This window comes from Haliscomenobacter sp. (genome assembly GCF_965225875.1).
Lineage (GTDB): Bacteria > Bacteroidota > Bacteroidia > Chitinophagales > Saprospiraceae > Haliscomenobacter.
The window spans coordinates 601,963-627,839 of the sequence record NZ_CBDDBS010000003.1; the positions used below are offsets into that span (position 1 = coordinate 601,963).

At 45.7% G+C, this 25,877-nt stretch carries 20 protein-coding genes; 15 read left to right on the top strand and 5 right to left on the bottom strand.

Features of this window, described 5'->3' with window-relative positions:
• Positions 1-8 precede the first annotated feature (8 nt).
• From ACO08K_RS22940 to ACO08K_RS22955, 4 genes are all read left to right on the top strand, one after another.
• Entirely contained in the window at positions 9-1,130 is a 1,122-nt protein-coding gene (locus ACO08K_RS22940; RefSeq protein ID WP_421798812.1) for an alpha/beta hydrolase-fold protein, read from the top strand.
• 11 nt (positions 1,131-1,141) lie between these two features.
• A complete protein-coding gene (locus ACO08K_RS22945; protein ID WP_421798813.1) occupies positions 1,142-2,773 on the top strand; it encodes a hypothetical protein in 1,632 nt (543 codons plus the stop codon).
• Positions 2,774-3,056: 283 nt separating this feature from the next.
• On the top strand, positions 3,057-3,983 hold the full coding sequence (locus ACO08K_RS22950; RefSeq protein WP_421798814.1) for an RraA family protein: 927 nt from the start codon (positions 3,057-3,059) through the stop codon (positions 3,981-3,983).
• Positions 3,984-4,020: 37 nt separating this feature from the next.
• Positions 4,021-4,365: a hypothetical protein gene (locus ACO08K_RS22955; RefSeq protein WP_421798815.1), complete on the top strand. Its 345-nt coding sequence runs from the start codon at positions 4,021-4,023 to the stop codon at positions 4,363-4,365.
• A gap of 78 nt (positions 4,366-4,443) precedes the next feature.
• On the opposite strand, the gene ACO08K_RS22960 is transcribed toward ACO08K_RS22955, so the two are convergent.
• Both ACO08K_RS22960 and ACO08K_RS22965 read right to left on the bottom strand, forming a co-directional pair.
• A complete protein-coding gene (locus ACO08K_RS22960; protein ID WP_421798816.1) occupies positions 4,444-5,445 on the bottom strand; it encodes an SMP-30/gluconolactonase/LRE family protein in 1,002 nt (333 codons plus the stop codon).
• Positions 5,446-5,465: 20 nt separating this feature from the next.
• Positions 5,466-7,262, bottom strand: coding sequence for an SMP-30/gluconolactonase/LRE family protein (locus tag ACO08K_RS22965; RefSeq protein WP_421798817.1), 1,797 nt, complete (start codon positions 7,260-7,262; stop codon positions 5,466-5,468).
• A 374-nt stretch (positions 7,263-7,636) separates the two neighbouring features.
• Between ACO08K_RS22965 and ACO08K_RS22970 the strand changes: the two genes are divergently transcribed.
• Together ACO08K_RS22970 and ACO08K_RS22975 are read left to right on the top strand one after the other, a co-directional pair.
• The gene (locus ACO08K_RS22970; RefSeq protein WP_421798818.1) at positions 7,637-8,593 is read left to right on the top strand and encodes an RraA family protein; all 957 of its coding nucleotides are present in this window, start codon (positions 7,637-7,639) and stop codon (positions 8,591-8,593) included.
• Between the two features lie 42 nt (positions 8,594-8,635).
• Positions 8,636-9,925: a mandelate racemase/muconate lactonizing enzyme family protein gene (locus ACO08K_RS22975; RefSeq protein WP_421798819.1), complete on the top strand. Its 1,290-nt coding sequence runs from the start codon at positions 8,636-8,638 to the stop codon at positions 9,923-9,925.
• A 141-nt stretch (positions 9,926-10,066) separates the two neighbouring features.
• On the opposite strand, the gene ACO08K_RS22980 is transcribed toward ACO08K_RS22975, so the two are convergent.
• Complete coding sequence (locus ACO08K_RS22980) at positions 10,067-11,632, bottom strand: SusD/RagB family nutrient-binding outer membrane lipoprotein (protein WP_421798820.1); 1,566 nt, start codon at positions 11,630-11,632, stop codon at positions 10,067-10,069.
• Between the two features lie 5 nt (positions 11,633-11,637).
• Positions 11,638-14,778: a SusC/RagA family TonB-linked outer membrane protein gene (locus tag ACO08K_RS22985; protein WP_421798821.1), complete on the bottom strand. Its 3,141-nt coding sequence runs from the start codon at positions 14,776-14,778 to the stop codon at positions 11,638-11,640.
• Positions 14,779-15,269: 491 nt separating this feature from the next.
• Here ACO08K_RS22985 and ACO08K_RS22990 point away from each other — a divergent pair, with 491 nt between their 5' ends.
• Positions 15,270-16,973: an AMP-binding protein gene (locus tag ACO08K_RS22990; protein ID WP_421798822.1), complete on the top strand. Its 1,704-nt coding sequence runs from the start codon at positions 15,270-15,272 to the stop codon at positions 16,971-16,973.
• A gap of 3 nt (positions 16,974-16,976) precedes the next feature.
• Here ACO08K_RS22990 and ACO08K_RS22995 read toward each other — a convergent pair whose 3' ends face one another.
• Entirely contained in the window at positions 16,977-17,375 is a 399-nt protein-coding gene (locus ACO08K_RS22995) for a UPF0158 family protein (RefSeq protein ID WP_421798823.1), read from the bottom strand.
• A gap of 163 nt (positions 17,376-17,538) precedes the next feature.
• On the opposite strand from ACO08K_RS22995, the gene ACO08K_RS23000 reads away from it, so the two are divergent.
• The 8 genes from ACO08K_RS23000 (at position 17,539) to ACO08K_RS23035 (ending at position 25,874) form a co-directional block, all read left to right on the top strand.
• Positions 17,539-17,889: a hypothetical protein gene (locus ACO08K_RS23000; RefSeq protein WP_421798824.1), complete on the top strand. Its 351-nt coding sequence runs from the start codon at positions 17,539-17,541 to the stop codon at positions 17,887-17,889.
• 141 nt (positions 17,890-18,030) lie between these two features.
• Positions 18,031-18,837: a hypothetical protein gene (locus tag ACO08K_RS23005; protein ID WP_421798825.1), complete on the top strand. Its 807-nt coding sequence runs from the start codon at positions 18,031-18,033 to the stop codon at positions 18,835-18,837.
• 11 nt (positions 18,838-18,848) lie between these two features.
• Entirely contained in the window at positions 18,849-19,454 is a 606-nt protein-coding gene (locus ACO08K_RS23010; RefSeq protein ID WP_421798826.1) for an ABC transporter ATP-binding protein, read from the top strand.
• Entirely contained in the window at positions 19,451-20,215 is a 765-nt protein-coding gene (locus ACO08K_RS23015) for a hypothetical protein (protein ID WP_421798828.1), read from the top strand. Before ACO08K_RS23010 ends, ACO08K_RS23015 begins: the two co-directional genes overlap by 4 nt.
• Positions 20,212-22,107 carry a prolipoprotein diacylglyceryl transferase family protein gene (locus ACO08K_RS23020; RefSeq protein WP_421798829.1) on the top strand — a complete coding sequence of 632 codons (1,896 nt, stop codon included), beginning with the start codon at positions 20,212-20,214 and terminating at the stop codon, positions 22,105-22,107. The genes ACO08K_RS23015 and ACO08K_RS23020 overlap by 4 nt, the downstream gene beginning before the upstream one ends.
• 115 nt (positions 22,108-22,222) lie before the next feature.
• Positions 22,223-22,567 carry a hypothetical protein gene (locus tag ACO08K_RS23025; protein ID WP_421798830.1) on the top strand — a complete coding sequence of 115 codons (345 nt, stop codon included), beginning with the start codon at positions 22,223-22,225 and terminating at the stop codon, positions 22,565-22,567.
• A gap of 38 nt (positions 22,568-22,605) precedes the next feature.
• Complete coding sequence (locus ACO08K_RS23030) at positions 22,606-24,387, top strand: glycoside hydrolase family 13 protein (protein WP_421798831.1); 1,782 nt, start codon at positions 22,606-22,608, stop codon at positions 24,385-24,387.
• A 131-nt stretch (positions 24,388-24,518) separates the two neighbouring features.
• Positions 24,519-25,874: an ATP-binding cassette domain-containing protein gene (locus ACO08K_RS23035; protein WP_421798832.1), complete on the top strand. Its 1,356-nt coding sequence runs from the start codon at positions 24,519-24,521 to the stop codon at positions 25,872-25,874.
• The last annotated feature ends 3 nt before the right edge of the window (positions 25,875-25,877 follow it).

The following is a 25,877-nucleotide window of genomic DNA, read 5'->3' on the forward strand; positions in this document are numbered from 1 at the left end:
AAAACATTATGAGACGTAATTTTTTGGCATCAGCATTGCTGTTTGCCCTTTCTGCTTCATTCTGCTTTGGTCAAGGCGGTCAGGCAGAAATCAAAGAAGATTTCAAACCATCGATCCTCAATCAACCAGGGCAGGAGTACCCACAGGTCAATTCGCAAGGGTATGCGCGCTTCCGCATCATTGCGCCAGCTGCCGACAGTGTTCGGGTGAGCCTGGGCCTCGGTGGGCGAGGGGGTACGAAACTGGCCAAAGCTGCCGACGGATCCTGGATGGGCACTACCGCTGGCCCCATGGACGAAGGATTTCACTACTACAACGTCAATATCGATGGTGGAAAATTTAACGACCCGGGAACCCTCAGCTTTTACGGCTCAATACGTTGGGAAAGTGGCATTGAAATTCCCGCACACGATCAGGATTTTTATGCGCTGAAAGATGTACCTCACGGCCACGTGCAGCAGGTTCTCTTTCCTTCACCTAGCACCAATACTTCCCGTCGGGCCTTTGTCTACACTCCACCCGGGTATTTTGAAAGCACCAAAACGCGTTATCCTGTCCTGTATTTGCAGCACGGTTGGGGTGAAGACGAGACCGCCTGGAGCAATCAGGGTCGCGCCAATTTGATCATGGATAACCTCATTGCTGCGGGTAAAATTAAACCCTTCATCATCGTCATGACCTACGGGATGACCAATGATGTTAAAATGGGCGGCCTGAGAAATTTTGACATCAAGCCATTTCAAACCGTTCTGGTGGACGAGCTGGTTCCCTATGTAGACAAAACTTTCCGCACCATTGCCAAGCCAGAAAAACGCGCTATGGCTGGGCTTTCTATGGGGGGCATGGAAACCAAAACCATCACCATGAACCGGCCTGAAGTCTTTTCCCACTATGGCCTCCTGAGTGGCGGAATTTATGCACCTGCAGACATCAAAGACAAAACCAAAGTGAAGCTCGTCTTCCTGAGTTGTGGCAGCAAAGAACGACCAGATGGGATTAAAAATGCCAGTGCAGCCCTTAAAGAAGCTGGCTTTAACGTGGTTTCTTACATTTCTGAAGGTACCGCTCATGAATTCCAGACCTGGAGACGTAGTTTGTACCAGATGGCACCACTTCTTTTTAAAGATTAAGCCAATCATCAATGAGATTTAACAACTCTTTGATTGCAATCGCAGCATGCTGCCTTAATGCTTTTGTCGCCCAGTCTCAGGATATGCCTCCGACAACCTCTTTGGTGTATCCTGGGACTGGCGGAAAGTTGGTGTACATTGCGGATAGCCTTGGCAATACCATTCCTGATTTTTCTCATGCTGGGTATCAAGGGGGAGGGGTGCCTATTCCTTATGTGGCGGTAAAAGAAACGGTTTGGCCAAAATTGGGGGACAATGCCGATCTTATCCAAGCAGCTATCGATCGGGTATCTGCATTGCCGCTTGATGCCTCGGGATTTCGCGGAGCAGTGCTGCTTAAAATGGGTATGTATCAATTGGATAAACCCATCTACATCAAGGCTTCAGGAGTAATTCTGCGCGGGGAGGGCCGCAGCGATGTGGGTACTATTTTGTATGGCAAAATTCCCAAACCTGCTGAGCCAGGCAGTGGACCTCGTTTCAGACGCCCAGCCCTAATCAATGTTAGTGGCGCAACGGGTATAAAACTCCAGGAAGAGTCCAAACAAGACATCACGGATGATTACGTGCCAGTGGGGGCGTCTAGTTTTAAGGTTGTCTCGGCCAAAGGATTCAAAAAGGGCGACCGGGTAATCGTTAGAAGGATTGGCAATGAAGATTGGATCAAAAAGATTGGATTGGACACGGCCACGGTGGGAAGGAACCGCTGGAAGCCTTTTGATATCAATTTTGATCGAAGCATCGTTGCTGTCAATGGGAATACCATTACCCTTGATGCACCGATTTTTACCGCAATTGAAAAACGCTGGGGTGGGGGAGCGCTCTACAAATACAGTGAGGAGCGAATCGAACAAGTTGGCATTGAAAACCTGCGTGGAATCTCAGAATATGACCCCTCCATTCGTACAAAAGAGTATGGAAACATGGACCGAGACGACCTGGGCGCAACAAATCGTTATCAGGGGGAGGAGTATTTTTCTGACGAAAACCATTATGCCAATTTCATCGACCTTAGCAACGTTAAAAATGCATGGGTGAGGAATATGACCGCGCTTCATTTTGGAAGCAGCGTTGTACAGGCCAACGCTGGCACAAAATGGATTACGGTCCAGGATTGTGATGCCCGGGAACCAGTGTCACAACGCTGGGGCGGGCGGAGATTTACGTTCCAGATGAATGGCCAGTTTTGCCTGGTGCAGAGATGTGTTTCTGAAAAAGGGCGCCATTCCTTTGTTTTACAAGGATCTGAAGCAAGTGGGAATGTCTTTTTGGCTTGCACGGCTATCAATCCCTATTCTTCCAGCGAGCCCCACAACCATTGGTGCAACGGGGTCTTGTACGACAATGTGAAAGCCCCATTGACTGCCCGTTTTTGGGATTTCATCATTGGTTGGGCCGGGGCAAACATCGTATTTTGGAATTGCGAGGGAGACTACTTGATTCAACAACCGCCAACTGCACAAAACTATTCTTTTGGGCATATTGGGCTTAATGCGGTCATTTTTAATGCCGCGTTGCAAGATTTGACCAAACGCAATGGCCACGTAGAGGTTATGGACAGGCATGTAACGCCCAAAAGTTTATTTCTAACCCAACTTGAAGAACGACTGGGATCGGGAGCAGTTAAAAATATCAGCAACTAGAAGCTAAGGGACGAGAAAGAAATAACCTGATCTAAATTTAGTACAAAATTTAGAGATAGGTTGATGGTTTCTCTTTGAACATCTTACGTTAAAGAGCTTTTCGAAAGTCTGAAACTTTCGAAAAGGCGGCTTGAATTTGAGGTTTAAGCACCATTTGGGAACCCCTTTTCGAAAGTTTCAGACTTTCGAAAAGTTCAAATATGCACCATTTGGGAAGATAAATCGCAACTCAAATTACCTGCTTTTTAATTTCCCGTTCCAAAACGTGTAAATAATCAGTACCATGAGACCATATTTCGCCATTATTGCACTACTGTTTTTTTGCTGTTCAGCGCGTTTTTCTTTGCATGGGCAAACCATTTCCAAAGAAGAACTGATTTTTCTTACCTCGGAATGGAAAGGAGAACGTTTTGCCGATGGACGACCAAAAGTTTCCGATGACCTATTGGAAAGGGCAAAGCACATCATGATCGATGACGCCTGGACGGTGCTGAAAAACGAAGGCTACCTCAACCAATACGAAGGCGGCTGGAAAATGGTCAACAACCAAACCATGAGTGGCCGCGCAGTAACGGCCATGTACCTGCCCAGCCGACCCGATGTGGAAAAAAACGTCAAGGAAAGAGGGGCAAAACAAGGTCGAAAGGGGAATACGAATGCCTGGCCGATCGATGTACTGACCAAAGGGGACTTGTACGTTGCCGATGCCTTTGGGAAAATTGGTGGTGGCCCCATCATGGGTGCTACCCTGGCCAATTCCATTTTAAGCAAATCCGGTAACGGCGTAGTCTTTGATGGCGCTTGCAGGGACTTGCAGGAAATCACCAACCTCAAAGGTTTTAATGCTTTCGTACGGGATTTTCACCCCTCTTTCACCGAACAAATGGTGCTGATGGGACTCAATAGCCCCATTAGGATTGGCGAAGCCATCGTTCTTCCCGGAGACCTGGTAATTGCAACCATCGAAGGGGTGCTTTTTGTGCCCGCTCACCTGGCCGAGCAAGTGGTCAGCACGGCTGAATTTGTGATCCGCAAAGACCAGTTTGGCTTTGAAATGGTCAAAACGAACAAGTACAGCACTGGTGAAATCGACAGCCAATGGACGGATGAGATCAAAACGGAGTTTTTAAAATGGCTGGAAAAACATCCTGAACTGGGCAAGATGACCCGCGCCGAACTCGACAAAATGATGAGTAAAAGAACTTGGTAATCAACAAATTTTATTAACCACCTACAACTTTTTTATCATGAAACATTTGATCGCAGTACTGTTTTTACTTGGAAGCTTTAGCGCCTTTGCCCAAACCGGCATTGACGGAGACTGGAAAGGCACCCGCGAAACGCCAAATGGCACGATGGAAATCAACTACACGTTTAAAGTTGAAGGAAACACTTTAACGGGCATTTGGAAAACTCAATTTGGCGAACGTAAAATTGAGAACGGCAAAGTGGATGGGAAGAAATTTTCCTACACCATTTCCTTTAATGAGATGACCATCAACAACACAGGAGAATTGGTGAGTGACAACGAAATTGTTACTAAAAACGAAAGAGGGGAAATGAAATTGACCCGGGTAAAGAAAGAAAATTAAGCCTGGAGCAATTGAACCTATAACAACCCCGGTCGTCCGTCAGGAAGGACCGGGGTTGTTTCATTTTTTTGCTGTAATCTAGCGCATTTTAACCCTCAACAAGTATTGCGTAGCAGTAATGTAAAGCGTTTTTCCATCCGTACTTAAGGCACAATTGGCCGCAGTGATATTATTTACCTTGATTTTTCCAATTAATTTGCCCTCCTTGGTAAAAATCCAGATTCCACCTGGTCCAGCCGCGAATACATTGCCTTTTTTGTCGATTTTGAATCCATCACAGCCTCCCGGCTCCCGGGTCGTTCCTGGATTGTAAAACACACGAGCGTTTTCCAAAGCTCCATTCGAGGCAATATCATAAGCGTACCAGCCTCTGCCTCTACCCTGGGTATTGGCTACTAACAAGGTTTTTCCATCGGGAAGAATACCGATGCCATTGGGCGCTTGCATGGAATCAATCAAAACAGTAATTTTTCCTGCTTTGTCCATCCTGTAAACACCTTGAAATTGGAGTTCTTTTTTGGGATCCCTCATGCCTCCCTCAAAACCATAAGCAGGGTCGGTGAAATAAAGATCACCTTTCTTTGACATAAAAAAGTCATTCGGACTATTCAATTTTTTGCCATTGTAGGTGCCCACAACGGTTGAAAAATTTGCCTTTGGTGCATCGAGAGGAGCATCCATAGCGGCAATTCTGCGGTCTCCATGTTGGCAAATCCACAATTTACCGTCTTTGGTTTTGTACAATCCATTGGGTCCCATAAATCCACCTCTTGGTTCGCTGCCCGTGTAGCCACCTGGCTTCACATACACTTCTTTACCATTGGCTTCAGTCCATTTGTAAATGGTATTGGCAGGAATGTCAGAAAACAAGAGCATTTTCTCCTTTTCCAGCCACAGTGGTCCTTCCGTAAATTGAAAACCCTCTGCAATAACTTCTACCTTCGCTTCTTTTTTGATGAGGCTAGAAAGCTCTGGCGAAATGAATTCAATGCTGCCAATCGCTTGACCCGATACTTGAGCAACTCCAAAAAAGAATAGGTAGACTGCCAATAGCCTGCTGTTCATTGTGATCTTATTCATGCAGTTATGATTGTGAAAAATTACAAATAATTAACAAAACCCTCCATGTTGGTGCGAATTGTGTACACCTTGCTGTAGCTGACAATGTAAAGGGTTTTCATGTCCTTGTCCCCAAAGCATAGGCTCACCGGGAAGCTTGGCAAATTGATCATGCCAACATATTTTCCTTCGGCATTGAAAATTTGCACACCATAGTAGGTGGCTACGTAGAGGTTTCCTTTTTTGTCAATGGCCATTCCATCGGCACTAGATGACTTGCCTTTTCGGTCTAGCACATTGCCCGTCAGGAATAATTTGGCGAATTGCCTGCCATTGCTGATGGTCCCATCTTCCTTCACATCGTAGGCCCAGATGTAATTGTCCTTCTCACTGTTTACCGGAAACCAGGATTCGTCGTCGTAACAATTGTTGATGTACAGCGTTTTGCCGTCTGGTGACAAGACAATCCCATTGGGCATCGCGAATTCATTCGGTTTGGTAAGCCTCGTCACTTTACCCTGGGGCGAAACGTAATACACAGCCCGCCCGGGTTGAGATTTCTGGGGCTCCATTGTAAACTGAGGATCGGTAAAATAAATTCCCCCTTTGGCGTCGGTAACAATGTCATTTGGCCCGTCGATGGGTTTCCCATCGTATTGATCTACAATTACTTTCACCTCTTTTCCACTTGGCGTCATCTCCACCACTCTATGGCCGATCATGTCACAAACCAGGAGATTGCCATTTTTGTAGGGGTATAACCCATTGGTTTGCATTTTTCCCTGAGTAATATTTTTATAACTACCATCAGGATTTAATTCGACCGTAGAACTCTTGGAAGGATCGGCGGTCCAGGCCTGATCAAAATACATGTTGGAGAAATAGACTTTGCCGTTCATCCATTTTGGCCCTTCACTGAAAGTCAAACTTGGTTTGGTTTTTGTTCCATCCACCAATAATTTAGGTTTTGAGCCCTCCGGAATAATTGTTCTGAAAGCGGCCATCCTGGCATTTTCCTTTTCCATGTAGTCTGCCCGAACTGGCCAGAAAATGTCCAGCGCGTCACATCCCAAATCTCCCATTTTTGCGCCATGTACCATGTTGCCCGGGATGACTACCATGCTGCCTGGAACCATTTTTTGTTCAGTATCCAGCAAAATTTCGTCACATTCCCCTCTCAACACCATCATCATTTGTTCTTCAGGGTGAATATGATGTTTGAAAACTGAACCAGGGTCCATTGAAATAAAGCTAAGCTGGGTATACTCACCCGAAATCAGCCTGGAATTAGCTCCTTCTGCCAGTTCAGTCAATTGGAACTCGTACAAATCGTAAACCTTATTGGGTTCTACATTTGGCTTTGCAGGTTTCGAAGGTACCTCCATTGTGCTTGGAAGATTGCTTACTCCAGCCTTTTTTAGGTAATCCAAGCGGAAAGGGCTGTATATTTCCAATAATTTGGCTCCGTCGCTACCCGCGGTTACCCCACTTTTGGTTCCTTTTCCCAGGTACACAAAATCAACCCGAGGTGTACCACTATGCGTACCATCTGGAGCTTCCCTTTCCTGGGAAATCAGCGAAAGGGTCTTTCCGTTGGCCATTTGCTGGATTGAACCCTTAAGTACAAATGCAAATCTTTCCGCTTGAAGTTCCTCTTCAGGGATTTTGGCATTTGGCGCCAGTTCAAGGACACTCACCATAGTGCCTGTTCCCCAAAACATCTTGGCCTTAACACCTGGGTAAAGTTCCACGCTATCCAGTTTGTCCAAACTTGCCACCTGGCCATCTTTTAGGTTGGACTCAATATCATTGGTGGGTAATCCAGAGAGATTCCGCACCTTCAAATTGTGTTTACTAATTAGTTCCTGGTTAAGCTGTTGCCACTCTGTTTCAGGAGAAGAGGCACATCTGGTCATCGCAAGGACAATCGTAACAGACAAAATGAAGTAAAGAAAAATTTTGTTAGATCCTAAGCCATTCATAATTGATTAAGTTTTGTTGATGGGATGAATCTAGCAATATTATTTCATTTTCAATTGAATAATTGTAAAAAAAACAGTTATTATTTTGCTAAATTGGGTCCAATTCTTTTACCTTGTTTAGTGGTTATTATTTTCTCAAAAAATAGTAATTTAACATCTTGCGGATGTGACACTTCAAAAGTGTTTTTTCACGAACAAACAAACAAAAAAACATTAAAATCTTTTTCAACATGAAAACCTTGATCAAGTTTTGGGGCCTTTTAGCAATGCTCCCGCTGATGCTCCAAGCGCAGCAAAGCTCCAAAGAAGAAATGCTTTTTCTCACCCCCGAATGGAAAGGAGAACGATTTGCTGACGGGAGACCCAAAGTTTCCGATGACATTTTAAAAAGGATGAAATCGGTTACCCTTGAGGAAGCCTGGGCTACCTGCCGAGGAGCTGGTTTCAACTATCAATACGAAGGCAATTGGATGCAAGTTCACCCTGAAGGAGTTTTGGTAGGGCGAGCTTTAACCGCCACCTTTATCCCCGGCAGACCAGATATCCACAAAGCCATTCAGGAAAAAGGCAAGGCCGATGGCCGCATTTTGTCACCCAATGCCTGGCCGATCGACATGCTCCAACCTGGCGATGTGTATGTTGTTGATCATCACGGTGCTGAAATTGATGGTCCAACTGTTGGCGACAACTTGGCCAACTCCATTTTGGGCAGATCGGGCAATGGATTCATTTATGATGGCCCGATCCGCGACGTTAACGGCATGAAAGAAATGGCGGACTTTACCGTCTATTTCAAAACTTATCATCCTTCGCATCATTTTGGTAGCATCGGCCCTAATGACCGGGTGCCTCGTTTGAACACTACTCTGATCGGTATCAATACCCCTACTCGGATTGGCGCTGCCACGGTAATCCCTGGTGACGTGGTTCTGGCCAGAGATGGAGGCGTGATTTTTATTCCTGCTCACCTGGCTCAACAAGTGGTTGAATCTTCTGAAATCGTACGCCTCAGAGATATGTTTGGCCACGCAAGATTGCGGGAGAAAAAGTACACCGCTGGGCAAATCGATACCCGTTGGTCTGATGATATTGAGAAAGATTTTTCTCAATGGTTGAAAGACAACAAAATGAAGCTTCCGGTATCTCCAGAGCGGGTGGAAGAACTACTGAAAACCAGAACTTGGTAATTGTTTGTACCTACGTTCATCATTAATTAATAAACTATAAACATGAAAAAAACAGCTTCAAGACGTGCGTTTTTGAGCAAAAGTGCCTTGGTGGGTGCCATGGGGTTTACGGGGCTAACCCAAACTTTTGGCAAAGGGTATACCAACGCAGTGGATGAGAATCCGAAATTGTCCGCCCCTGCTGATCTGAAGATTACCGATGTAAAAGTCGCTTATCTGAGAGGCGGAGGAAGGATGTTCATTAAAATCACTACCAATCAAGATATTGTCGGGTATGGAGAAGGAGTGGATGCAGTAGGAGGCGCCTATCATCTGGCCAAACGTTTTGGGATGATGTTGAGGGATCAAAGCCCACTTAATGTTCACCGGCTTTTCGATCAAATCAGGAAAGGAGGGGTTTTTGGCGGTGCTCAGGCCGGTATGTACGTAGCCGTTTTATCCGCCATTGAAAGCGCATTGTGGGACCTCGCTGGAAAAGCACTAGGGGTTCCTGTTTACCAGTTATTGGGCGGGAAGTTTCGAGATAAGGTGCGGGTTTATATGGATACTGCCTTGTATCAGAATCAGTTGCCTAAGCCGGAGGACTTTGCCACTGCCGCAAAAGAGGCCGTTGCGATGGGCTTTACTGCTGTGAAATTTGACCTCGATCAAGGTAATGACCCCAACAAGTACGACCGCTACAACTGGACTGCGGGCCCAGCAGAAATCCAGAGAATGTATGACCAAATGGCTGCAGCAAGGCAAGCAGTGGGGCCTAATATTGACATTTGTGCCGACATGCACGGGCGTTATGATTTCCCAACTGGGCAACGCGCTGCTAAGGTACTGGAGCCTTTAAACCTGATGTGGTTGGAAGAACCCATTCCTGCCGAAAACGTGGATGCATACGCCGAAATCGCCAAATCGACCAGTACTCCGATTTGTGCTGGTGAAAACCATTATTTGGCTTATGGTTTCCGTCCATTACTCGAAAAAGGCGCAGTAGATATTGTCATGCCGGATTTGCAAAAAGCAGGAGGACTGGGTGAAGGCCAACGCATTGCGAACTTGGCAAATTTATACTATGTGCCTTTTGCTCCACACATGGTTGCATCTTACCTGGGCGCAATGGCCTCTGCCCATGTATGTGCCTCTGTACCCAATTTTATGATTTTGGAATGGCAAATTTATTACCACAAAGAGCCGATGTGGAAAGAAATTGTCAATTTTGACGGCACAGAATTTGTTGAAAAAGGTTTCATCAAAGTACCAGATAAGCCGGGTGTTGGGGTGAGCATCAACGAGGAAGGATTGAAAAAATATGCCGCTCAGGGTATACCGTTTTTTGAATAATGAGACTACTCTTACTCTCGGGCATTAAAAAAACGCCATAATAAAAGAGGGGCGTAACCACTCGGTTACGCCCCTTTGTTTGTGCTAATGCATTTGTTGTGATCAAAAGAAAGCTGTCGTTTGTTTATAGTTCAAAAAAAGTTATTCTTTATCCCAAAATACCCTTGTCGTTAAATTATCCGTCCCACCAATGGCCTTTACTGCGTTCTGGTAATTGGTACGGTTTTGAGCCAATTCGTAATCTGGATAAGACAATCTTCGGATGAACCCTCCATTGAGGAGATTGTTGAATTTATTAGGACTCAGCGCAGGGAAACCACTTCTTCTGAAATTGGCCCAGGCTTGGGTGCCATTTCTGATGTAGGCAATCCAAAGTTGGGTATTGATCAACTTGAGCGCATCCGTTGCATTATACGCTATTCCTGGACTAGCCAAAAAAGTAGCAATATCTGCGTCTGAAATGGTCGAAGACTTTGGATAAAGCGCATACCGCTTGATGTCAGCTTTGATGCCCTCCTCGTAGTATTGTTTGGCAGCGGCATCACCCCCGGCAATCCAACCTCTTTGGGCAGCTTCGGCTAAGAGTAAAGAAACTTCTGGATAGGTTACCCAAAAATCAGGAGCTGTCAGGGAAGCCACCACATTCACGTTCATTTGCGAATAGTTGTAACCACCTCCTTTGGCACCACGATAGGCTGGTTTGGTCAGATCAGTATTGATCACCCCCACTGGTACTCCAAACTGGCTTGCCAAATCGGTAACTGGCTTCGGATCAGCCAATGGATTTGAGGGGTTGGCGTAGGTAGCTACTATAAATTGCCCACGTGGATCGGCGGTTGTTTTTAGTTGCTCCACCAAGGGCTCGGCGGCATAATAAAAATAAGGGTTGTTGTTGACCAGGCCCCCGTTGGCTCCATTGGTAAACAAGGTTCCATCGTACTTGACCCAGGCATTGTCATCATTGGATTTCATTACTCCGCCGTTAAATGCGTCTGATACAATTGTTTTGGCTTTGGCTGGGTCCAACTTTGAATACCGCATGCCCAATCTCAAGAGCAGAGAATTCCCCAATTTTTTCCACTTGTCCACTTGTGCAGTGGCAGTAGTGGTTTTAGCCGATCCATTCGCTCCAAAAAAGAGATCCGCAGAAACAAAGTCTCCACTAGGGTTCAACGCAGCGATGGCTTCCCGGAGTTCTTTCTCCAGATCAGCGTAGATGGCGGTATCATCGTCGTAGTTGGGGTAGAAATACTCACTACCTTTGAGAAAAGCTTGCCCTGCGTTGAAATAGGGAATATCCGCATGGGTATCTACCAAACCCATATAAACCTGGGCCTTCCAGATGCGCAACATGCTCCGTAAGTTTACCCGGTCGCTCCCTTCTAGTAGTGAAAGTGCTTGAATCATGTTTTTAATTGGACCAGGATAGGAGCCGTCCCACTTCCCATTGTTGAAGTTGTCGATGTCGGCATTAAAATTCGGACCAAGCGTTGCACCTGAGTTGAAGGGGTTCACAAAGTGCTGAACGATGGTATGTTCGGTTTCCCAGCCCCCCAAGTGGGTACGTTGAGCTCCAGCAAACAAAAGGGCCGGATCAAGATCGGTTACCGCGTAAGGATTTGTGTTTAATTCTATAAAATCCTTGTCGCATCCTCCCAATAAGAAGAAGATGGCACTTATCAGCAAAAGTCCTTTAAACTTTTTCATAGTCATTAGAATTTGGCATTAAGACTAAAATTGAAATTGCGGGTGGTTGGCAACGAGGTATTCTCATAACCAGACCGGAAGTCTCCCGAAGATTGGATGGCTTCTGGATCAAGGTCAGGTATATCCTTGTAAAGCAGTGCCACATTTCGACAAGAAGCTGTAACGGAGAGCCCCTTGATGAACCCAAGGACATTTGATTTCCGCATCAAATCGGTAAGATTATAGGATATCGATACGTTTCTCAGCTTAACAAAATCAGACTTAAAGGTCACGATGTCCCCCATTTGATTGTTCCGGTAGTCCGCATAAAATGTGGCCGGATCAACTGCAGAGGTATTGGGCTGTTCATTTGATCTGTAAACACCAGGGAATACAACACCTTTTTCTCCTTCTCTACGACCAACCAAAGACTGTTTGGAGTGTCCTTGTCTGTTCGCATTTAAGGCAGTAGAGGAGATGACGACCCCACCTAATTTGTAATCAAAATGAACGGCCAGGCTCAGGTTTTTGTAGGTAAAAGTATTATTCCAACCACCAGTGTGTTTGGGAATCGAGCTGCCAAAACTTACGTAGTCAGCAGATGGAATTAAACGCCCTTGGTCGGTAAGGAGAATCTGGCCTGCTGCATTTCTTAAGTAGGTTCTTGCATAAACCTGATTCATTGGTAGCCCCTCAACATAGCGAAGTTGTCCAATGAACTCATTTCCGGTAGCCCCCCAGTTGAGCACAATGATTTCACTTGGCGCGCCCACCGATAGTACTTTTGTAGCCAGGAAGGCGTGATTCCAGGAACTTGTCCAGCTAAAATTCTGGGTTTGGATAGGTTTAACTTCCAATAAAAATTCCAAGCCACTGTTCTTTAAGGAGCCAAGGTTCTCCTTCGAGGTGTTGTATCCAGATGAGTTGGACAATTGAACATCCAATACCTGATCGGTGGTTATTTTGTCAAAAGCTGAAATGTCTATTGTTACCCGATTGCCGAACATCCTCATTTCCAGACCAATTTCTTTTTCTTCTACACTAAATGGCCGCAAAAACCGGTTGGGTGCTGAATTCCCTGAAATACTGGCTGTAGTTTGACCTTGAAATTGGTTTTGGCTGATGCCATACGTAAGTACCCCGTCGTAGGGGTTCACCCCGTTTGAACTGCCCACTTCAGCCCAGGAAGCCCTCAGCTTACCGTAGGAAAGCCATTTCTGATCTTTCATCAATTCAGAGAAAATGAAACTTCCCGAAACGGATTGGTAAAGCTCACTGTTGTCTTCTGGATTTAAGACGGAGAACCAATCCTGTCTGCCTGTAAAGTTGAGGTAAAACATGTTGTTGAATCCAAGTTCTGCCCAGCCATACAGTGAATTAACCCTGTATTGGGAAAAACCATAACCTTGGTTGCGTACACTACCGTTTCCGATGGAATAAAGATCACGGACGATAAAGTTTGATGAACTTTGATTAAATCCATTGTTTTTAACCCGCCAGGTGTTCCCACCAAAATTGGCATCTACTGAAAACTTACCAAACTCTTTGCCTCCACCGACCAGGAAATCGGCATTTACATCCGTCCCTTTATTCTGCGACAAATTGTAAGCTCCTTTATACGTACCGTCCGCATTGGTAGGCACACTGGTGCCTATCCCGCCCGGATCGTGTGATTCAGTAAAAGTCAGGGCAAAGTCATGATTATACCTGCCCTGCACATACAACCAATCGGTCAGATCATATCTTAATGTCGCCGTTGAAAGGAAGCGATTTCTTTCAGTTTCAAAACGTTGCCCTACTGCTAAAGCATAATAAGGATTTAATAAAGTGCCCTGGAAACCAGAAGTCAGGGTCTCCGTTCCATTGGCCGCTACTGCACTGTTTTTCAAAGCGGACAGCGGAATGGACGTAGCTAATCTGGTAAAGAAGTTTACAGCCCCTGGCCCTTGTGTGCCAATTTGCGGTGGATTGATCTGTTGCTCATTGGTGTAATTGACGTTCAACAGCAGTTTGAGCTTTTTAGAAATGTTATGATTGATCCCTATATTGGCAATTTTCCGGTTGTACTCATTGCTCGGTGTGATCCCTTCAGCATCGGTGTTGGAAAATGAGGCTCTAAAGCTACCGTTTGGACCACCACCCGATAGTGCAATCGTATTGGTGAAGTCTGTTCCGGTTTGTAAAAAGCCAAAAAGATTGTCTGGATTAGCCGAGTAAGGTTGCAAAGTTCCATCAAAAATGGGTGTGGGTGCGCCATCCAAGCGCTCGCCCCAGGCAAAATGGCCAGTAGTGGCCGCATTTGCACCACTGGTAGGTCGTTTTCCTCCTGTACCTTGACCAAACTCCGTCTGAAAGTCGAAGAAATTTAACGCATGTTGTGTCGAATAATTGGAGCTATATTCTACGCCAATTCCCTGATTCTTCCGGCCCGATTTGGTCGTAATGATGATGGCTCCGTTGGCTGCTCTGGCCCCGTAAATTGCGGCAGCAGTAGCACCCTTCAATACCGTCATACTTTCGATGTCATCTGGGTTAATGTTGGACAAGTTATCACCGAGGTCGCGTGGAGTTCCCAATCCATTCACACCTCGTGCACCTTGATCAATGGGAAGCCCGTTGATGACAATCAGGGGGGCGTTGTTTGCTCCTGCAAAGGCAGCTTGTCCACGTAAACGAATCTGCATACTGGACCCCGCACCAGCAGCAGGGGGGGTAATATTGAGGCCTGCAACCCGACCTTCCAACGACTCCATCACATTGGTCGTTCTATTTTGGGTGAGCTGTTCTGTATTCACCGCAGTTACGGAATAGCCCAGTTTTTTGGAATCCTTTTGGATCCCCAAAGCGGTTACGACTACTTCTGTCAAACTTTGAGCGTCCTCTTTCAAGGTGACATCCAATTTTTTTTCATTGCCTAGCTTAATTTCATAAGCCGCGAACCCAATGTAACTAAAAACCAAAGTGTTGCCTGGAGCAGCAGCAATTTGGAATGTTCCATCTGATTCTGAAATGGTACCTGTACTGGTTTCTTTGACGGAAATGTTTACTCCAATCAAAGGAGTTCCATCATTGGCCGTAACTTTACCAGTCACCTGTTGTGCAATTACTGTTAGGTGACAGCATAAAAAAGCCAGGACTAGAACAACGAGTTTGTTTAGTCGCATCATAGGGTTAATGGATTTAAATGAAAAAATATATCAATAGTAGACAAATAGCACTGCCATTGAACATGGTTTAAGCCATTGTCCTTCAATGAATTTTAACCTTGAAATCGATTGAATTTTTTTGCTGAAAAAATCTTGAAATCGATTGAATTTCACAGCAAAAAATTGAATCCAATGCAGGTATCCCCGTCATTGCCTTTATATCCCTTTTAAAGGCAAATGATGATGTTTTGGCAATAGTTTAGCTTGAACTTTAAGCGTACCGAATGGCCTTAAAGCTTTTAAATGTTTGATAATAGTGTCTTGTCCAAATTTTCGGTATCATTAATTGTCAAACTTACAATTGTTTTTTCTAACTTCCTATTTTGAAGCAATATTTTTTTGAAAGAGATTTTTATGGTTTTTTATTCTTTGGATGGCTCAGATTTACGCTTTATCTTTCGTAAGATGAAAAGAAGGCCGTTTTTACAGCCAAATAGTCTAAATTTGTTCACATGTCCATTCAACTCAGCTACCTCAGCGGCACCAGTAACAAACCATTGCTCGGTATCACCATCGGCGATATGCTTGACGGTATTGCGGCCCGTTTTCCGCACAACGATGCCTTGATCGTACCACATCAGGACATCCGCTTCAATTACCAGCAGTTTAAAGCAATAGTGGACGACTGCGCCAGGGCGTTTTTAGCTCTGGGTGTACAGAAGGGCGATCGGGTCGGGATGTGGTCGCCAAATCGTTATGAGTGGACGGTTACGCAATTCGCCACAGCCAAAATCGGGGCCATTTTGGTCAACATCAATCCCAGTTACCGCTTACACGAATTGGAATATGCCTTGAATCAATCCGAGTGTAGTACTGTTGTGATTGCCGATCAGTTCAAAGCCTCCAACTTTACGGAGATGCTTTTTGCACTGGCTCCAGAGCTGCAACATTGCTCAAGAGGGGAATTAAAAGCGGAAAAAGCCCCGTATCTGCGCACCATTATTCGTTTGGCCGAAGATGAAAGGCCAGGCATGTGGCGTTGGGATGATTTTTTGCAGGAAGCGGAAAAAACGCCTACCGATACACTAATAGATCGGCAAAGCAGCCTAGCTTTTGATGAACCCATTAATATCCAATACACTTCCGGTACCACTGGCTTCCCCAAAGGAGCAACCCTCAGCCACCACAACATTTTGAACAATGGCTACTTCGTGGCAGAGCTGATGAATTTTACAGAAAAGGATCGACTGATCATTCCCGTGCCCCTTTACCATTGTTTTGGCATGGTCATGGGGAACTTGGGCTGCGTTACACATGGGGCTACCATGATTTACCCTAGTGAAGGATTTGATCCAGCCAGTACTTTGGCTGCCGTGGAAAAAGAAAAGGCTACCGGGATTTTTGGAGTCCCTACCATGTTTATTGCCGAATTGGATTTACCCGATTTTGATCAATACGATCTGAGCAGTTTGCGTACAGGCATTATGGCTGGTTCGCCTTGCCCAATTGAGGTGATGAAAAAGGTACAAAGCCTCATGCACGTGTCCGAAATGGAAATTGCCTACGGCATGACCGAGACCAGCCCGGTGAGCACCCAAACCCGGATTGGAACTCCCCTGGAAAAGCAAGTCAGTACCGTGGGACAAATCCACCCACACCTGGAAGTTAAAATCATCGACCCTGAAACTGGCCGCACCGTTCCACGCGGGACTCCCGGCGAGCTATGTACTCGCGGCTACAGCGTGATGCTCGGTTACTGGAACAATGAAACCTCCACCCGCAACGCCATTGACAAAGCCCGTTGGATGCATACCGGCGATCTGGCGACCATGGATGAAGAAGGCTACGTCAAAATAGTGGGCCGCATCAAAGACATGATCATTCGGGGTGGGGAAAATATTTATCCACGCGAGATAGAAGAATTTTTGTACACCCACCCAAAAATCAGTGACGTGCAAGTGATCGGCGTGCCCGATCCCAAATACGTGGAGGCAGTGATGGCCTGGATTCGGGTAAAAGAAGGTGAAACCCTGACTATCGAAGAGGTAAAGGCCTATTGTCAGGGGCAAATTGCCCATTACAAAATCCCGCAGTACATCCGTTTTACCGATGGTTTTCCGATGACAGTTACCGGAAAAATCCGTAAGGTGGAAATGCGGGAGCAAAGCATTGCGGAGCTGGGGCTGGAGGGTGCGGCGGGGATAAAAACCGCCTAAAATTTATAACCTGTCACGGACCAGCATCTGTAAATAAGCATCCTTATAGGCGTACCAATCATCTTCTATTTCTTCACTCTGAAGGGCATTCCGAAAGTTGCGGAAAGGCTTCCGTGAGGCTAACGCATCCAATAATCTGGCTTTTAAATGCACATTTTTTAAAGTCTCTACAAACAATTCCATCATTTCAAAAGACTCATCTGAATTAGGCGGATCAAAACGGATGTAGCTGCCCGGATCGGTATTGATTACCTCCATAACCTCCTGCTCAATGTAGTCAAACTCTTCATCTGTAGGCCCATCTGCAATGGGATAAGACAAAATTTCGTGGGTTTCCTTGTGTAAAAACACCACCTCCGAGCAGTCAAGTGATTCTGCTATTTCTTTGATGATCTCTTCCATTGAGCTTGGTTTTGATTCTGGGCACAAAATACAGTTTACCCAGGAAAATCCCCTTGGCCAGTTTTATAGAACAATACATTTGTCAGACTACATCAACATGTGGATGAACCTTCCTCCTTTTGACCACAACTTTGTACCATCAACAAAATCAAATCAATTGACTATGAAAAGCACTAAATCCTTCATTCTTGCACTCAAAACACTGGGCTTAATGACCCTGTATTTCCTGATCGTTACCAAAGTACAGGCCCAAACTCCCGCTGCCACTGACCCCGTCTACATCCAGCGCGAATACATGAAAGTAATGCCCGGAATGAGAGAGGATTACCTGAAAGCGGAACAAGTTTGGAAGGCCGTTCACCAACGCCACAAGGACGAAGATAAAATCCTGGGCTGGACCTTGTACCGCAGCATCTTCCCGAGTGGAACCAACGCCGAGTACGACTACATGACCGTTACCCGCTTCAAGAGTTGCAAAGAACTGGAAGAGGCCGGTAAAATGACCTGGGCTTAATCCGCTTTAAGTTTATATGTTCCTCTACTTATGCCCCAAAATAAATTCTTTTGTCGAAGTATATTTCAGTGTAGACGGTAACTTATGTCATTCATTTTACTGCTATTTTACTTGAATTTGGATGTTACTGATCTACTTGACATGAAAACCAAATCCTCCTTTCATTTAAAAAAATGGTATTTCGACTGCACTACTGAAGACGGCAGGGTGCTCATTTGTTATGCGGCCTTGCTCCATTGGCGGGCCTTCAAAGTCGGGTACGTCAGTTACATTTATGTGGATGGAACTGGAGAAAGGCACCACATGAACAAGCTCAAAACGGTTCAGGAGCCGGAAATTGAAGACAAAACCATTCGTTGGCATGACTCTAGTTTAGACCTTTCCGGCTCATGGCACAGCGCTGCCCCGCCCATCCGCACGCGGTTGCACGACACTGACGAGGGCTACCTCGATTGGCACTGCATGCAACCCGCAGCTCAATGTTCCATCCGCCTTGGAAACGATCCTAACCTTTCTGGTTGGGGCTATGTAGAATGCCTTGAAATGACTCTCCCGCCATGGAAAATGGATTTCAACGAGCTCCGTTGGGGACGCTTTACCCAGGCGAACACGCCCCTGGTCTGGATTGAACTGCGGGGAAAATTGAACCGTTTTTGGGTTTTTGATGGCCAGGCCAGCATTCCGGTAGCTAATATTTCAGAGGAGGCCATTGTATTACCCGAAAGCCACAAAAAATTGCTATTGAGTGAACCATATGTCCTCGAAGACACGAATAAAATCAAGGAGACTGTAGACCTGTTGATCCGCTGGATGCCGGGGATTGACCGTTTTACCCCTCTGCATTTTTTAAGCGCTCAGGAAACCAAATGGCGCAGCAAAGGAACCTTGCTGGTCAACGATCAGGTAGAAAATACCGGATGGGTGATCCACGAATTGGTGAAATTTTAGAAAACTACCACATGTCAAACGTACTGGAAGTTGAACACGTAGCCCGCTCTTTTGGTCGCCAAAAAATATTGGTAGATGCATCCTTTACTGTGGATGCGGGACAGTTGATTGGCATTACTGGTGAAAATGGCTCTGGTAAAAGCACCTTGTTAAAAATCATTATTGGAGTGCTAAAGTCCGATTCCGGCCGTGTTATTCGACCCGAAAGTATGGGGTATTGCCCGCAAGAAGTATTGTTATTTGATCAACTTACAGTTTTGGAACATTTTAAATGCTGGGCTAGGGGCTATGGAATGAAGCAGGTACACTGGCAGGAACGTATGGAGCTGCTGCTCCAGCAGTTTCAGTTTAAACAGCATTTGGACAAACTAGTCGAGCAATTGAGTGGCGGTACCAAACAAAAGCTCAATTTGGCATTAGCCCTGCTTCATCAACCCGAATTGTTGGTGCTTGACGAACCCTACAATGGATTTGACTGGGAAACCTACCTACGTTTTTGGAGCTATGCAGAGGGAATTGTTGCAGCAGGACAGACCGTCCTGGTTGTTTCCCATTTCATCAATGACCAGCAGCGATTTGACCGTATTTTTCACCTACAAAATGGGGTACTGTCATGAATTTAAAACGCACCTGGAGTGTTATAGAAATCACCTTGCTTCAACTCGTCAGGCGGCGCATCACCCTCGTGTTGTTACTGGTCATTCCTTCTCTTTTCTTTTGGGTAGTCGATTTTACAACCAGCAAACGTATAACGCCCTTCAAGTTGGCTACCGTGTCGGAAAAAACCTACATTGAAGTGCCTGCACGCGACGAGTCTTTGGTTTTCATTGGGGTTGCGGCTGTAGGTTTTTTGGCCTCCTTTTTAGGCCTGAATCTGGTACAAAAAAATGTAGGCGTACACCGTCGGATGGTTCTGGCTGGGTACCGGTCCTGGGAGATTTTTCTTGCCTTATTTGCGGTTTTATTCTTTACTGTAGGACTGTTGGCTTTGTATGTAGGGCTCGCCTTGCATTTGTTTTTTACGCCACAAAATTTGATCGGAACCCTGCTGGGGATTTTTTCAGCAGGCATTGTTTATGGTAGCTATGGTATCCTTTCCGGAGTGCTGATTCGAGGGGAATTGGAAGGGATGTTGTTGATTGTTTTATTGGCCAATATTGACGCAGGTTGGCTGCAAAATCCCCTGTTTTACGATGGAGCACAGCATCAGGAGTTCATCCGTTACCTGCCCGCCTGGTTTCCCTCTCAAGCTACTTTGACTGCTGTATTCACGTCACATTCTTTTGTTAAATCCCTGGGCTTTTCTGCATTATATGGATTGGGCCTCTTATTGCTGGGGCTTTTATTGTACACCTACAAAATGCGCATCTTCAAATGAAAACAACTAGCCAAGACCTCATCGGTAAGCTGATCTACAGTTTGATTTTTATGGTGGTACTGCCCGTTGGGCTGTTGCTTTGGGCCAAAAATGCTAGCCATGCGGTGTTTTTGCCGCCAATTTCATCTGCTAACTGGGGTTTGATTCTTAGCTGCCTGGGAGGAGTTTTGGTGCTCACCGGGATGTATGCCTTGTGGCATTTTGGGCAAGGCTTGCCCATGAATGGGTATCCACCACCAAAATTTGTGCAAGATGGAGCCTTTAAGTTGCTGCCCCATCCCATTTACACGGGGTTTGTGCTGCTTTGTTTTGGCGTTTCCATCTATGCAGGCAGCGCCATTGGGTTCTGGCTGATCAGCCCGATAGCCACCTTGGGTTGTATGGCGCTGGTATGGGGTTACGAACGGATTGATTTGTTACAAAGATTTCCTTCAGAATCTCGCCAGTATTGGCTGGCCATTCCCTCCAAAGGAGAAGGCAAACCTTCTATTAGCAATTTTGCCTCGGTCTATCTCTGCTTGTTGTTTCCTTGGATTTTATTGAATGCCAGTGTTTTGTGGGCTAATCAAGACAATGTTTATACACCATTGCTGGTTCTTTCAAGCATGGAATTTAAACCAAATGTACATTGGGCAATTGGTCTTGCAGCCGCAATCTGGGTTTTTGCTGCCCCACTTTTTGCCAGAACGCAAGAACAGTTGCGGCAGTTTTTTATCAGCGGTTTCCTCGGTGGATTGGCAGTGCTTTATTTGGCCTTCATTTTGCCGATTATTGGACTGGGACATTTTAACAAGATTGAGGGCAGCCTTTGGCTAAATGCCAACTTATCCATATCCTGGTTTTGGATTTGGGTGGCAACCCAACTTTATCGTAAATCAATACCCGCATTCCAATCTGTAACAACAGCATTTGCAGGATTGCTTACCCTAGCTGTAGTGATCGCCAGTCGAGATCCTTTGGCCCATTTGTTGAGTGGTGGAGTGGGATTTGCTTTTGCTTTTTATGCTCCAGCTATTTGGTCTTTTTTGCGCCGTTCGGCTGAAAAAGTAGCCAACTCCTGGCAGGAATGGGTATTTGGGCCAGTACGGGTCATCAATCATGGCTTCTACGTTGGATTTGGTGCATTTGTAGGTACTGTGACAGGCAGTATTTTGGCTGGCGAGGAATACGCTTTTGGTATTGTTGTTGTAGGCGTATTTTTGACGGTTTGTGCCGGATTATGGGGGCAATTCATCGAGGGTTCCGACAAACTGAAACGCCCATTTGGTTGGTACGGCTCGATGGTAGGCGTCTTCCTGGCTATCCTGGTCATTCGTTGGATGGGCATGGATGTATGGATTATGTTGGGCGTGTTTGCGGTATTTATGCCTTGGGTTCAGGCAATTGGGCGCTTGCGCTGTCTCATTAATGGCTGTTGCCACGGAGCACCTTCCAATGAATACCTCGGCATTCATTATCTACATCCCCGATCCCGAGTATGTTATATTTCCAATTTGAAGGGGGCTGCACTTCATCCTACCCAGTTGTATGCCATGATTTGGCTGCTGCTCGTCGGTGGTTTACAATTCCGCTTGTGGTACAGCGGTGTTCCCATGTCGCTCCTAATTGGTTTGTATTTGATGTTGAATGGGCTGGGACGCTTCGTAGAGGAAGCTTATCGGGGCGAACCACAAACCCCCATTTTTGCCAAGCTCCGGCTTTACCAATGGGCTGCAATTGCCTCGCTACTGATTGGGATGCTTGTTACTGTTTTTGAAGCCCCATTGCCCCCAACCTTCTCGGGTATTGGTTGGCGGACATTAAGTGCCGGGATGATCAATTGGGTGATTGTTCAGTTTCTGATGGGGATAGATTTTCCTAAATCAAACCTGCGATTTTCACGCTTGACCTGAGTGGTGATAAATGAGCACTTGTTTGCCCGAAGACTATGGCGTGTTTTATGAAAAAGGATGTTTGATAAGGTGTTAAATTCTCTTACTTTGCTAACACCTAAATCGGATACCTACCATGAAACTGCGATTCAAAAATCCATTTGCCCAAAAAACAGGTTTACAACAATTGGCTGAAAACCTGGGCAATGCCCGTTTGTTGTACGCTACCGAAGGGCGTGGTGGAACGGTTTTTTTTGAAAGTGATGAAGCCAAGTTTGACATGTGGTGGGAATTTGGAGGAGGTGATGCCCTGGCAATTATTGATGTTCCTTCTGAACAACAATGGGGCGCCAGGACAAAATTACCATTGGAAAAAAGAGCGGCGGTCCTGGATTACATCGCACAACAGGTCATTCATGATCAGGCTTCAGGTAGAGGGACTTATGAAATCAGTGACAACTATTTGACGATTTATCAATAATGAAATTTTAAATTTGCCGGGTATGAAACAATAAAAAAATGAGATTAGTCCTTCAATCAACCCTGTTGCCAATCCTGGCAATGGCCCTTTTGCTGGGCGCCTGTAAGCAGGCAACGCAAAAAGCAAATCAATCAACTGTTAAAACAACTGCCCCCGCAAGCAGTGAACCCTGGTGGAAAGAAGCGGTTGTTTACCAGATTTATCCGCGCAGTTTTAAAGACAGCAATGGCGATGGAGTAGGGGACCTTCAAGGGATCATTTCCAAACTGGATTATGTCAAAAGCCTGGGCATCGACATGGTCTGGCTCAATCCGATTTACGCTTCCCCTAACAAAGACAATGGGTACGACATCTCGGATTACCAAAACATCATGAAGGAGTTCGGGACCATGCAAGACTTTGACGCCTTGCTCAAGGGATTCCATGATCGGGAGATCAAGGTGTTTATGGACTTGGTGGTCAACCATTGTAGTTCCGAACACGCCTGGTTCAAATCGGCGCGTAGTTCGCGCAACAGTCCCTATTACAAATACTTCCATTGGTGGCCCGCCGAAAAAGGAAAGCCACCGTACCGCTGGAGTATTTTTGATGAAAAAGGGGACGCCTGGGAATACAACAAGGCGACCAATTCCTATTACCTGCATTATTTTGCCGATGCACAACCGGATCTGAATTGGGAAAACCCCCAATTGCGCCAGGAAATCTACAAAATGATGCGTTTTTGGTTGGACAAAGGTATTGACGGTTTTCGCCTGGATGCCATTGCTTTTTGTTCCAAAGACACCACCTGGCAGCCACTTCCCGCCGAGTACAATGGCCAATGGGGCATGTATTACGCCAGTGGCCCTCACCTTCACGACTACATGCAGGAGATGAACCGCGAAGTGTTGAGCAAATACAACGTTGCAACAGTAGCGGAAGCCATGGGCGACGTAGAACGGGTCATGAAGTTTGTAGCCCCTGAGCGCAAGGAGTTGAACATGGCCTATTATTTCGAAGCCATTGATTTTGGTTACCTGCCCAATGAATACAAAATGCCCGACCCCAAGGGTTATGATTTTGTGGCCTGGAAAAAAATCTATGCCAAATGGACCGAAGCTTTTGCACAAAAAGGTTGGGGCACCATTTACCTGGCCAACCACGATCAGCCGCGCATGTTGACCCGTTGGGGCAATGATACCCCGGAGTTCCGTGATGCCTCCTCCAAATTGCTCAGTACTTTTATCCTGAGCATGCGGGGCACAGCCTTTTATTACTACGGCGATGAAATTGGCATGAGCAACATTAAGTTCGACAAAGTGGAAGACTATAACGACATCGAACTGTTGACCAATTACGCCCAGGTGAAAGCCAAAGGTGGCGACTTGAAACGTTTTTTAGAAGGCATGAAAATTTCATCCCGTGACAATGGGCGTACCCCCATGCAATGGGACGACAGTGACAATGGTGGTTTTGGAGCTGGAAAACCCTGGCTTAAAGTCAATCCCAATTACACCAGCGTAAATGTAGCCGCACAGGAAAAGGATCCAAATTCTGTGCTCAACTACTTCCGCAAGATGGTTCAATTGCGGAAAAAGGAACGCGCCTTGATTTACGGCGACTTTAAGTTAGTAGACGCTGAAAACCCCTCCATATTTGCCTATACCCGCTCTTTGGAAGGCCGTACCATTTTGGTGTTACTCAATTTTAAAGCTGTAGAAGCAAAAGTAAATACCGAAGGATTGGATTTGAGCAAAGCCAAAGTATTGCTGGGTAATTATCCCAATTCCAAAGCCACAAATCAGCTAAAACCTTACGAGGCATTGGTTTTGAGTTTGTAAAACATTTTTATTTTAGCCACGAAGGCACTAAGAAGCTTAAGAACATTTTCTGATCTTAGGGGCGATAAAAATAAGTGCTCATTTTGCCCGCTACTTAGGAACTTCGTGGCTAATTTTTTTAAAAGGTATCAATGTCGCTAATAACTGTAGATGGATTACCCATTGGTGATCAGGTGCTCAATTTTGAACTAAAATCTCAGCACCTTTATGAGATCACTGGCCCTAATGGCAGCGGCAAATCCTATTTGGCCCGCGTTCTTTGTGGCAAAGTGTTCAATAAAAACAACATCAACCGCCAGCTGAGCCTTACCGAAATTTCCTACACTGATTTTACTGCCGATGGTTCAGTATTTCAATACTCCAGCTCTTACTACCAGGAACGCTACCAGAGCGGGGTCAAGCAAGAATCCATCAAAGTCATCGATTTTCTCAAACTGCAACAGGCTGATCCAGCTACAGTCGATTTTGCCCAAATCATTTTGCCCGCCAAATTATTGGATCGGGAAATGATTGAACTATCAAGCGGAGAGACCCGCAAAGTGCTCATTGCCAAAACCTTGCTCAAACCCGCTCAAATTTATATCCTGGATAACCCTTTTACCGGATTGGATGCGCAGTCGACGGCTGACTTGTCGGAATTTTTGCGCCATTTTCACGAGCGGAGTGGCTGTTGTTTGGTGGTGCTGACGGTAAAACGCCATTTCACCAAAGATGATGAAGTGGAATCCATTTATTTAGCTCCATTTACCAGCCGTAGTGGCGCCATACCCGATCTGCATCAATTGCCTCGATTTGAAAGCCCAATCGCCCCGTTTGAACGTGTATTTGACATCCATCAGGGGCAAATTCAGGCCGGGGGTAAACAATTGCTCAGCGATGTAAACTGGTGTATTCGCAAAGGGGAGAAATGGCTGTTGCAAGGCCCCAATGGTTCTGGCAAAACGACTCTGACCAGTTTGATGTATGCCGATAACCCTAGTGCTTATGCCCAGAACTTGGTCATTTTTGACAAAAAGCGGGGCTCCGGTGAAAGCATTTGGCAAATCAAAGCCCGCATTGGTTTTGTCTCACCTGAAATCCAGAATTATTGGCCGCAAAGCGCCAAAGTATTGGATGTTGTACAATCTGGTTTGAGTGGCACCCAAATTTTGGTGCGTTCGATTAAAGCAGCCGAAAAAGTGCACATAGCTGCATTATTGAAAGCGCTTGGTTTATCCATTTTTTCCCAAACGCCCCTGGGACAATTGTCTTCTGGTGAAAAAAAAATGGTGATGATCGCAAGAGCCTTGGCCCTCAACCCTCCTGTGCTGATTTTGGATGAACCTTTTCAGGGTTTGGATGCCGAAAAAACGTCCCTGGTGCAAGCTCTATTCAGCCAATTGGCAGATGATGAGCGGACAATTTTGCAAATTGCCCACGAGGAATCGGAGATTTTGGATTGTATTCAGAAGCGTGCCAGGATTGAGGATGGGCAATTAAAAATCTAAGCT